The organism is Halopiger djelfimassiliensis, from assembly GCF_000455365.1.
Taxonomy (GTDB): domain Archaea; phylum Halobacteriota; class Halobacteria; order Halobacteriales; family Natrialbaceae; genus Halopiger_B; species Halopiger_B djelfimassiliensis.
This window is the reverse complement of sequence record NZ_HG315686.1, coordinates 374786-384814: the sequence shown is the minus strand read 5'-3', so window position 1 is coordinate 384814 and position 10029 is coordinate 374786. Positions and strand designations below refer to the sequence as shown.

Sequence of the window (10029 nt, the reverse complement as noted above, 5' to 3'; positions counted from 1 at the left end):
CCGATACGACACCTGTTGCGACAGTCGCGTCCGGGTACCGACGACGGGTCGCGGACTCCCCGAGGTACAGCCATGGGTTGGGGCGGGCTAATCGTGGGGACGTATTGGGAAAAAATAAGTATGAAGGCGACTTCATTAGCCGTATCGAGCCGTTGACCTACCGGTCGACGAATCGGTACTCACCCTCGAAACCGGCAAATAAAATATAGAATTCGAGAGAAGCGTAATACCGCCCCAGAATAGATCTCTACGCGGCAAACTGGTGTGGAAAATTTTCTCCGAGTCCGCCGTTGTTGGACCGAAAGTGACTATCTATTATATTTATCTAGGAGTGAGAAGTTTTAAGGTAGTATAGTTGAGATCACAACAGTAACGGTTGGGAGTTGCGAATGGGACATGGAACACAGCAGCAGGGATGCCCTGAATGTCACGGACAGCTTCGAGTCACCGACAACGAACTCCTCTGTGAGGACTGTGGGTTGGTCGTCGACGAGGACAACATCGACCGCGGCCCCGAGTGGCGGACGCTCGACGAGGAGACGGATCGTCGTCGAACCGGAGCCCCGCTCGAGCAGTCACGGCACGACAAGGGGCTCTCGACGGAGATCGGGTTCGGTACTGGATCGGACGTCACCGGCTCGAAACAGCGCCAACTGGTACGCATGCGCCGCCAGCACAATCGGGCGCGGTTCTCCTCGAAGGCGGACCGAAACAAGGCCTACGGATTCACCGAGATCCGCCGGATCGTCTCGGCGTTGTCGTTGCCGATGGCCGTCCGCGAGCAGGCGTGTTCGCTGTTCGAGTCCGCGCAGTCGGAGGATCTCCTCTGTGGCCGCTCGCTCGAGGGGTTTTCTGCGGCCTCGATCTATGCGACCTGTCGTGTCCAATCGATCGCGCGGACGATGGACGAAATCGTCGAACACGCGCGTGCGGACAAAAACGAACTTAAGACGGCCTACGATGCCCTGAACCGGGAGCTGGGGCTTCCCGTCGGGCCGATTTCGCCGGTCGAGTACTTGCCCCGGTATGCATCGGAACTCGACCTCGGGACGGACGTTGAGAACAGAGCACGCGAGTACGCGACGTGGCTCCTCGAGAGCGGTCGTCTGGGCGGAAAGAACCCCAGCGGTGTCGCCGCTGCGTGCCTGTATCGGGCAGCATACGATTTCGGCGTCGACGTGACTCAGACCGAGGCCGCCGACCTCGCGAGCGTCTCCCGGATGACGATCCGATCGACTGTAAACGAGTTGAAAGACCATCGGCTTTCAAACGACGGCTCCGAACGGGGGCGGGCAGAAACGGCGCATTGACCGATTGATCCGGACGCAGTCCGATCGCCGAGTGAACGGGCATCGTCCGGCGTCGGCTGGGTCGTACTCGAGGCATACTGGTTGCGATCGGACGGTCGAAACACACTGCCGTCCGGACAGAGTCGATTTAGCGATTCCCTCGAGTCGAACGGTCCGATTCGGAGTCGAGGCCGAAATCGATCCCGGCATCGGGCGCTGCTTCGAGGACGACCGTCTCGCCGGCAGTCATCGACTCGCCGGGTTCGACGGCAACGTCGGCAACGTCGACTGACGGTGGGAACAGAAGGTCAACGCGACTTCCGAAGGCGATGTGGCCGAGTCGCTGGCCACGGTCGAGGTCGTCACCGGGAGCGATATACGGGGAGATCCGGCGGGCGAAGGCACCGGCGATAAGCGTGACTTCGGCGTCGTGTGGCTGTTCGACAGCCCGGTCGTCGTGGTCAGGACCCGTCGTAGCCGCGTCGCCGTCTGCGCTCGGGTTCCCGCCGTCTGCCGCCGGAAGCTGCGGAGAATCGGTCTCGAGGCGGACGTGTACCCGCTCGTTCCGGTCGGATTCCTTGGAGAAGGCGGGACGGTTCGCGCCGGCGATGTGTTCGACGTCGGTGACCTGCCCCCCAACTGGTGCGCGGACGACGTGGACGTGCCAGACGTTCATGAAGATACCGAGCCGGACGCGATCCCCTTCCTCGCGAAGGACCGACACCGTCCCGTCGGCGGGGGAGACGACGCCGGTCGGCGGCGGTGTCCGATCGGGGTCCCGGAAGAACGCGAGCGTTCCGAGACCGATCGCGAGCGCGAGAGCGCTCATCGCGGCGCTGTACAGGAGAGCGAAAGGCGCGGCAACGAGGGGAACGATTGCGTACTTCCACCCTCCCGGGGCGACGTTCATACTCGAATCGACGTCGCCGAATCGTATGGCCGTTACGGATGCCCGAACGGGCCGGGCGTGACGATCCGTCCCCCGTCAACTGTGCGCTCGGATGACCAGCCTGAGGCGGTTCGCGAAGACCTCCATACTCCCCGTCGCGTGGTTGCTCTTGCTGACGAACGCGGACACGCCGGCCTCGAGTGCCTCCTCGACAAGCGGTTCGAGGGGATTCCCGGTGAGAAGGACGAACGGCGGCCTCGAGCCGTCGGCAACCGACGCGGCGAGTTCGATGCCGGTTTCGTCGGGCAGTTCGTAACTGGTGACCACGCAATCGAACGTCTCCTCCTCGAGGATCGAACGGGTCGCCGACGCCGTCGGAACCGTTTCGACGTCGAACCCGTGTTCAGACGATAACGTATTCTTGACATGTTGAGTGATGAACTCACTGTCTTCGACGAGGAGTATACTGGCTGATCCCATCTCCGAGAACAACTGACTCGGGTTTGACTAATAATTCTTCTTGCAGATATTGTAAGTATCAGTGATGTGTTCGAGGAGTCGAGGACTGAGTACCGCCTCCGGACGGTCCAGACACCGGGAGCGTAACGGTAAACGTCGATCCTCCCCCCGGTTCGGAGTCGACCCCGATTTCGCCACCGTGGCGCTCGACGATACGGCGACAGAGCGCGAGTCCGATCCCGGTTCCGTCGTACTCCTCGCGGCTGTGCAGTCGCTGGAAGACCTCGAAGACGCGCTCCGCGTCGTCGGGATCGATCCCGATGCCGTTATCGCGGACCGCAATTCGCCACGTTTGCCCGTCTCGCTCGGCACTGACGTGTACTCGCGGCGGATCGTCGCCGCAGTACTCGATCGCATTGCTCACGAGGTTCTGGAAGAGTTGGCGAAGCTGGCTGGCGTCTCCCTCGACCGTCGGTAGCGACTCCGTCGTGATCTCGGCGTCGGTTCCGTCGATCATCACCTGCAGGTCGGTCAGGACGTCGGCGAGGATCGCGTTCAGGTCGACGGGTTCGAACGGATCCCCCTGCGAATCGATACGGGAGTATTCGAGTAGCCCGTTGATCATGTCACGCATCCGTTCGGCTCCGTCGACGGCAAACTCGATGAACTCGCGGCCGTCAGCGTCGAGTTCGTCGCCGTAGCGGCGCTCGATGAGCCGGAGATAACTCGATACCATCCGCAAGGGCTCCTGCAGGTCGTGGGAGGCCGCGTACGCGAACTGTTCGAGCCGTTCGTTCGACGCCTCGAGTTCCGCGACCGTCTCGTTGAGACGACGTTCGTAGGTCTGTCGCTCGATAGCCGTCGAGAGGATCGTGGCGACGCTCTCGAGGAAATCGACGTCGTGATCGGCGAACGTCCGCGGCGTCGTATCGTAGACACCGAGGACACCCCACGGATCGCTGGCGGGGCCGACTGTCACGGTGATCCCGCTTCGAACGTCGGAGCCGGTTCTCACCGCTTCGCTGAACCGACCGTCGGCGTCGAGATCCTCGACGACGACCGGCCCCGCGGCCTCGAGCGTCGCCGCGGCAAGCGAGCCGGACCCTGCGGGGGAGACGGCGTCGTCCCCCGCTGAACGCCCGTCGGGACCGACGGAGTCACGGAGGAGAAATTCGGGATCGTCGTGACCGTCACCCCCGTGTTCCAGCACCGTGCAGTACTCGGTATCGAGCGCCGCAGCGACCAGTTCCGTCGATTTCTCGATCAGGTCGGCGGTATCCGCGTTCTCGAGCGCGTGGCGGCCGAGGTACGCGACGGACTCGAGTTGCGTGACCTTCGCAGTCAGCGTCCGCTCGGCCTCCTTTCGTGGTGAGATGTCCCGAAACAGGCCGACGAAATAGCGATCCCCGTTGTAGGTGAAATCGTTGATCGAGACGCCAAGCGGGATCTCGTGGCCCGCCTTGTGTTGGCCGGGGAGTTCGACGTACGTCCAGTTCAGGTTTCGCTCGCCGGTCTCGAGATACCGCTTGAGGGCGTCGAGGTGTGTCTGTCGAAGTCGGGGCGGGATGATCGTGACTTTGCTCGAGCCGACCAGTTCGTCCGGCGTGTAGCCGAGGATCCGTTCGACGGCGGGATTGGCGTACTGGATGTCGCTGTCCGTATCCAGAACGATGATCCCGTCCGGGAGCGCGTCGGCCAGCGCCTGGAAGGTTTTCCCGTAGGTGAGGTCGGGTTCGGCGACGGTCGCCGCCGCGTTCGGACGCCGATCGATGATCCCGCCGATATCGGGGTCGTCGTCGGGCCCGAACCGCTCGAGATGGACGTCACAGGAGACGGCGGTGCCCGCCTTGGTTCGGATCGTCGTGGTCGTCGACACCGGGCGCGAGTCGGCCTCGTGTGCCGACGCGATCGCCTCGAAGTCAAAGGAGTGTCCGTCGTCGGCCACGATCGCCGTAAACGGGGTCTCGAGGAGCTCCGTTCGCTCGTAGCCGGTCAACGACGCGAACGCGTCGTTGATCCCGACGAGCGTTCCGTCGGGTGTCACCCGGAAGCCAGCGATATCCGCGGCGGCCAGCAGTGTCCCCATCCGTCGAACGTTCGACGGCGCACGACCGCCGGAATCGCCGGATGACGGGGACGAGGACGGGGGATCCATTCGAGGAGACTTGGCGAGTAGTCAAGATAAGGGCTGTGGTGGCTATTCCAGCCCATCCAAACGTCGCTCGCCACTGTCAGTCCCAGAACGACTGGGTCCGTGCGTACTCGCGTTCCTTCGACAGGATGTCCCGGTAGAACTCGTCTTCGTCCTCCCGAAGCTTGTTGATGATCCGCGCGGCGTTGTGCGGCCCGACACCGCGGGCGGCCATCGCGATCACGGCCTGTTTGCCGTGGCTCTGAACCAGACTCGCAGCGCGGTAGGCGCGTTCGGTCATCGATTCCTGTTCCGCGTCTTTCTCCGCGGCGCGAACCGCCTGGACGACCTCGTCGGCCCACGGGTTCAGCGACGCGATCCGCGTCGAGCCACACTCGGGGCACTCGGGCTGGTCGCGAACGCGTTTGACCTTCGTCTCGACCTTCCAGTCCTTGCAGTGGGTACACAGCAGGATAACCCGATCGTTTCGGAGTCGCTCTTTGACCGTCTCGATGACGCTTGCGTCCGCGTTTTCGGGCGCGAGCAACTCCTTCCCGGAGGACCGGCCGCCCTGCCCGATCGGCGTTCGCCCCCGATGGGTAACCAGTTCGATCGCGTCCGTTTGAATCCCCTCGAGGATCGCGCTCGCGCGATCGACGGCCAGATCCTCGTGGAACACTTCCCGGATCGCCTCGTCGTACATCGGCGTCTCCTCGAGCGCCGACAGCAGCCGGTCGTTCGAGAGCCGTCCCGATCCCTGTCCCTGCCAGCGTTTGAGCGCGCCGAACTTCGCCGACACCTGTGCGAGCCGAAAGGCAAGCGCGTCGGCGTTTTTCAGCCCGAGTTCGACGATCGTCTCGACGTGGGCCGGGTCGGTCTCCTCGAGGACTTCGAGCACGTCGCTGGTCGCGATCGAACTCGGGACCTCGAGTTCGATCCGGTAAGGGTCCGTCTCCAGCCCGACGGAAGAGCCGGCCCGCTGGCCGAGCAACGCCGAGAGAACCCGTCCGAGCGTCTCGTTTGCCGTGTGGCCGTAACAGGCGTTGAGGACGATCGTTCGACCCTGGCGCTCGAGGACGATCCGGTCGGCCGTCGGCATCGGCGTCTCGGCCTCGAGTTGGCGCTCGAGTTGCTCGCAGGCCTCGGTGAGCGTGTACTCGTCGGCCGGATACCGGCCGGCGAGTTCGCGGCCGACGGCGGCCGCGTCAGCCCCGGTCTCGAGTTGTGGCTGTGCCACGCCGCGAATTTCGCCGACTTCCTGTGCGACCGCGGCGGGGACCGGAATCTCCTGGCCGATCCAGGACGGAACCTCGCCGGCGGGATCTTCGATCGGGCTGACCTTGACCCGGCCCTCGTCGTCGTCGATCTCGGCGATGCGCCACATCTCGCCGCGCTGGACGAACACCTCGCCCGGCTGGGCGAAGTTGACCACGAACCGTTCGTCGAGGGTGCCGATCTGGGTCCCGGCGGCGATGTCGTAGACTTCGTAGGTCTCCTCGTCGGGAATCATCGAGAGGTTCGAGTAGACGTACTGCCACGTCCCGCCGGTCGTCTCGATGCGGTCCTCGCCCTCGTCGAACCAGACGATCCGGTTGCGATGGAGCTCGCCGCAGATCTCGCGGACCGTCTCCGCGGTGAGATCGCGGAAGGGATAGGCCCGCGAGACGGTCTCGTAGATCTCGCGGAGGGACGTGTCGCCGCGGCTCTGTACGATCCCCGGAATCTGGTTGGCGACCACGTCGAGGCTGCCCTCGTGGATCGCCGCGGGCTCGACCTCCCCGTCGCGGGCGCGGCGAGCGATCGCGAGCGCTTCGAACGTGTCGTCGGGCCGGGTCGTGACGATAGTGCCGCTCGAGACCTCGTTTTGGCGGTGGCCGGCGCGGCCGATCCGCTGGAGCAACCGGGTGACCTGTCGCGGACTCTTGTACTGGATCACGTGATCGACGCGGCCGACGTCGATACCCAGCTCCATCGAGGACGTACAGAGCAACCCGTCCAGCTCGCCGGTCTTAAAGCGGTCCTCGACCTCGATCCGTGCCTCCTTCGAGAGCGACCCGTGGTGGACGCCGATCGGCAGGTCGAGTTCCTTGAACCGCGAGCCGAGTGCCTCGGCGGTTTGTCTGGTGTTGACGAAGATCAGCGTCGACTCGTGTTCGGCCACGATATCGCGGATCAGCCGGACGTGGCTGGCCGTGTCCGGTTCGGTCATCAACTGACCCGCGAGGTCCTCGTCCTCGTCGGTGACCGCCGGTTCCCTGACGGTCACGTCGACGTTGCTCCCGACGTCGATCTCGCGGATCCGGCAGGGACGGCCGCCGGTGAGGAACTGGCCGACCTCCTCGGGGTCGCCGACCGTCGCCGAGAGGCCGACGCGCTGGATATCGCCCGCGAGGTCGTGCAGGCGCTCGAGACCGATCGAAAGCTGTGCGCCGCGTTTGGAAGCGGCGAGTTCGTGCACCTCGTCGATCACGATGTGGGAGACGTCCTGTAACGCGTCCCGAAGGCGCTCGCCGGTGAGCATCGCCTGCACCGTTTCGGGCGTCGTGATCAGTACGTCCGGCGGATTCTCGGCTTGCTTTCCGCGCCGGTACTGGGTGGTATCCCCGTGGCGGACGTCGACCTCGAGATCCAGGTACTCGCCCCACCACTCGAGGCGCTCGCGCATGTCGCGGTTGAGCGCCCGCAGCGGAGTGATATAGAGCGCGCCGAACCCCGTTGGCGGACCGTCGTCGGCGATCAGGTGATCGAAGACGGGCAGCATCGCCGTCTCGGTCTTGCCGCTCCCGGTGGGCGCGATCACGAGTGTGTTCTCGCCGGCGGCAAGCGGCGGAATCGCGAGCCGCTGTGGTGCCGTCGGCGTCGAAAACCCGCGCTCGGAAAGCGCCCCGCGAACCGTCGGTCCGAGGTGCGTAAACGCCGCGACGTCCCCGTCAGTCATCGCTCCCCGATAGGGGCGAACGGCGGATAAGCGCCACGCTCCCTGCTTGCTAGTCGCCGTCTGAGTCGCTCGTATCGTCGTCGTCTTCGCCGTCGAGGATATCCTCGGTCTTATCGACGAGTTCGTCCGCGATGTCATCGTCGACGGCCATCTCTCCGGGTTCGGGGATCGTTTCGTCCGCCCGTTCGGCGATCTCGGTTCCGGTGCGTTCGTCGGCCAGATCGACGTTCGTCTCCGCATCGAGTGCGTCGTCTACCCCCGTCTCGCTCGAGTGTTGGACGTCCCGTTCCCGGATCGGAATCGACTGGAACTCGTCGGGGACGGCCGCCGTCGTTCGCTCGCGGACCTCGGAAGGAGAGACGGGGGCGACGTCCGAGAGCGACCGATTCAGGAATCGGATCACCGCGTAGGCACCGACGAGACCGAGCGAGAGGAACACCAGCGTTCGGCCGAGGCCGGGTCGCCAGCGGAAGCGTTCCGGTTCCGTCGTCGCCGGGCGCTCGTTCGACGGGGCCGTCTCGCGGGCCGGTGTGCGAAAGCGCATCGGACGAGGTACCGCCGCGAGCGCCAAGTCGGTTCGGCGTGACCAGGCAAGCGCTACCGCGCGACCGACGACCATCGGACGGACGTTTGACGTCCCCTACGACGAGCGTACGCGGTCCATACGTCCCGGTATGGAGCTCATATATAGGGTTGCCCCCCGGGAGCGTTCGACTGAATGACAGCTCCAGATTCACGACAGTCACGAGTTCCGATCGATCGTCGCGAGAGCGGTGACGTCGCTGTCGCTGCCGGCGCTCGAGCGCGACCGGTCGCGCACCGACGCGGCGATCGATTCGTCCCCACCGAACGAAGAGCCCCCCGTTGGCTCGATCGACGGCGATCACGGAGGGTGTAGTCATGTCCGGTTCTCGACGCCCCAAAACGCGGACACGGCTCCTGTCTGCGGCCGTTCTCGCGGTCGCCCTCGCAGGGATCGTCGCAGTCAGCGGTCTCGTGGGACCGGCCATGGTCGACCGAACGGAGCCTGCCGACCCGGTGTCGACGGCCAGTTCGGAGTCGGGTGTGAACGCGTTCGGAGCTGTTACCGCCCCCCAGCCGACGGCGACGGCGTCCACGACGGCGCTCCAGCCGGAAACGGAAGAAGTGTACGTCGAACGAGTGCCAGAAGAGGGCGATCCGTACTACGAAGCGGCCGCGGACGACGGAAGCTGGATCAGCTACGTCAACCCGCGCGACCAGTACCGAACGCCGTACCTCGGCGAAGGGTCCGGCAAGGTCTGTATCACGCTGGTCGACGAAGACGGCAACCCCGTCCCCGGCGAGACGGTGCCGAACACGACGGTGTCAGTTCCGACCGACGACAACCTCGACTGGCACGACGAGACCGATCCAGTGTCCGTCGAGTACCCCGTGACCGAAAACTACGAGCGCCCGCTCGATGCCGATCAGTTCGGGACCGCACCCGACATCTCACAGGGCGACGGCTACCTCGATTCCCACTGCGTCGAGTGGCACGGGCTCCCCGAAGACGAGACCGTCGAGTACGGCGAAGTCCGGATCGAAGGCGAGCACGCCGATCAGATCGATCTCGTCGGCTACGTCCAGCAAGCAAACGACGCCTGGGACGCAAGTGTCGATCCGATCGAAGACGCCGAATCCTACGAGGAAACGGGTGGAAGCTGGACGTACGAACCCGACGGGACACACGGTCAGGTCGTCGCCGTACTCGAGGTCGACGCCGAGAGCGTCGGCAGTCTCGACGACGGGACCGATCCGAACGCCGAGGGCGGGACCGACCCGCAATCCAACGGGGGAACCGACGACGAGCGCGGCGGCGCAGCCGAGGACGGGGACAGTATGCCCGGGTTCGGCGTTCTCGTCGCAGTCGTTGCCCTGCTTTCCCTCGCGGGTATCCGACGCCGGGGGTGAAATCGGCCGGTGGCCGAATTCGCGGCGTTCGTCGACCCGATCGAGCAACGCAGCCGTGGCCGGACGCCTCGAGTGCGCTGGAACGCGTCGAGAAGCACTCGCCGGTCGGGTCGAACGAGTCGAATGATGAACCAATTAGGTTTTGACGGTTGCCCCGAGATACTCGGGAAATGACGACGTCCGATTCGGACGACGACACGCCGAAAGTGCCGATCGTCTGTTCCGACTGCGAGACGACCTCGCGCGTCCCCCTCGCGGACGTAGCTGATGCCATCGAGCGCCACAACGACCAACTCCACGACGGGAACGACGTCGCCGAAGTCGATCCCGACGTCGCGGATCGCATCGCCGATCTGGTCGCCTCGGAACTCGGACTGCTCGAGGAGTCGGA

8 protein-coding genes are annotated in these 10029 nt (G+C 64.8%); 3 read left to right on the top strand and 5 right to left on the bottom strand.

Annotated features, from left to right (window positions below):
• Positions 1–389 precede the first annotated feature (389 nt).
• The gene (locus tag TX80_RS12950; protein ID WP_049923543.1) at positions 390–1310 is read left to right on the top strand and encodes a transcription initiation factor IIB; all 921 of its coding nucleotides are present in this window, start codon (positions 390–392) and stop codon (positions 1308–1310) included.
• 127 nt (positions 1311–1437) lie between these two features.
• Here the strand turns inward: TX80_RS12950 and TX80_RS12945 are convergent, their stop codons facing one another.
• The 5 genes from TX80_RS12945 to TX80_RS12925 all read right to left on the bottom strand — a co-directional run bounded on the left by TX80_RS12945 (position 1438) and on the right by TX80_RS12925 (position 8250).
• Positions 1438–2199 (bottom strand): protein sorting system archaetidylserine decarboxylase, encoded by a 762-nt coding sequence (locus TX80_RS12945; protein WP_049923542.1) that lies wholly within the window; start codon positions 2197–2199, stop codon positions 1438–1440.
• Positions 2200–2274: 75 nt separating this feature from the next.
• A complete protein-coding gene (locus TX80_RS12940) occupies positions 2275–2658 on the bottom strand; it encodes a response regulator (RefSeq protein ID WP_049923541.1) in 384 nt (127 codons plus the stop codon).
• A 58-nt stretch (positions 2659–2716) separates the two neighbouring features.
• Positions 2717–4792, bottom strand: coding sequence for a PAS domain-containing sensor histidine kinase (locus tag TX80_RS12935; RefSeq protein ID WP_049923540.1), 2076 nt, complete (start codon positions 4790–4792; stop codon positions 2717–2719).
• A gap of 76 nt (positions 4793–4868) precedes the next feature.
• The gene (locus TX80_RS12930) at positions 4869–7706 is read right to left on the bottom strand and encodes a DEAD/DEAH box helicase (protein WP_049923539.1); all 2838 of its coding nucleotides are present in this window, start codon (positions 7704–7706) and stop codon (positions 4869–4871) included.
• A gap of 49 nt (positions 7707–7755) precedes the next feature.
• Positions 7756–8250: a hypothetical protein gene (locus TX80_RS12925; RefSeq protein ID WP_049923538.1), complete on the bottom strand. Its 495-nt coding sequence runs from the start codon at positions 8248–8250 to the stop codon at positions 7756–7758.
• A 356-nt stretch (positions 8251–8606) separates the two neighbouring features.
• Here TX80_RS12925 and TX80_RS12920 point away from each other — a divergent pair, with 356 nt between their 5' ends.
• Positions 8607–9638 carry a PGF-CTERM sorting domain-containing protein gene (locus TX80_RS12920; RefSeq protein WP_049923537.1) on the top strand — a complete coding sequence of 344 codons (1032 nt, stop codon included), beginning with the start codon at positions 8607–8609 and terminating at the stop codon, positions 9636–9638.
• A gap of 170 nt (positions 9639–9808) precedes the next feature.
• A partial coding sequence (locus TX80_RS12915) for a hypothetical protein (RefSeq protein WP_049924080.1) occupies positions 9809–10029 on the top strand: 221 nt, incomplete at its 3' end.

Bases quoted from the DNA above. Each gene is read 5' to 3' on its own strand.
- TX80_RS12930 (WP_049923539.1), bottom strand. From the start codon at position 7,706: ATGACTGACGGGGACGTCGCGGCGTTTACGCACCTCGGACCGACGGTT.
- TX80_RS12945 (WP_049923542.1), bottom strand. From the start codon at position 2,199: ATGAACGTCGCCCCGGGAGGGTGGAAGTACGCAATCGTTCCCCTCGTT.
- TX80_RS12920 (WP_049923537.1), top strand. From the start codon at position 8,607: ATGTCCGGTTCTCGACGCCCCAAAACGCGGACACGGCTCCTGTCTGCG.
- TX80_RS12940 (WP_049923541.1), bottom strand. From the start codon at position 2,658: ATGGGATCAGCCAGTATACTCCTCGTCGAAGACAGTGAGTTCATCACT.
- TX80_RS12925 (WP_049923538.1), bottom strand. From the start codon at position 8,250: ATGCGCTTTCGCACACCGGCCCGCGAGACGGCCCCGTCGAACGAGCGC.
- TX80_RS12950 (WP_049923543.1), top strand. From the start codon at position 390: ATGGGACATGGAACACAGCAGCAGGGATGCCCTGAATGTCACGGACAG.
- TX80_RS12935 (WP_049923540.1), bottom strand. From the start codon at position 4,792: ATGGATCCCCCGTCCTCGTCCCCGTCATCCGGCGATTCCGGCGGTCGT.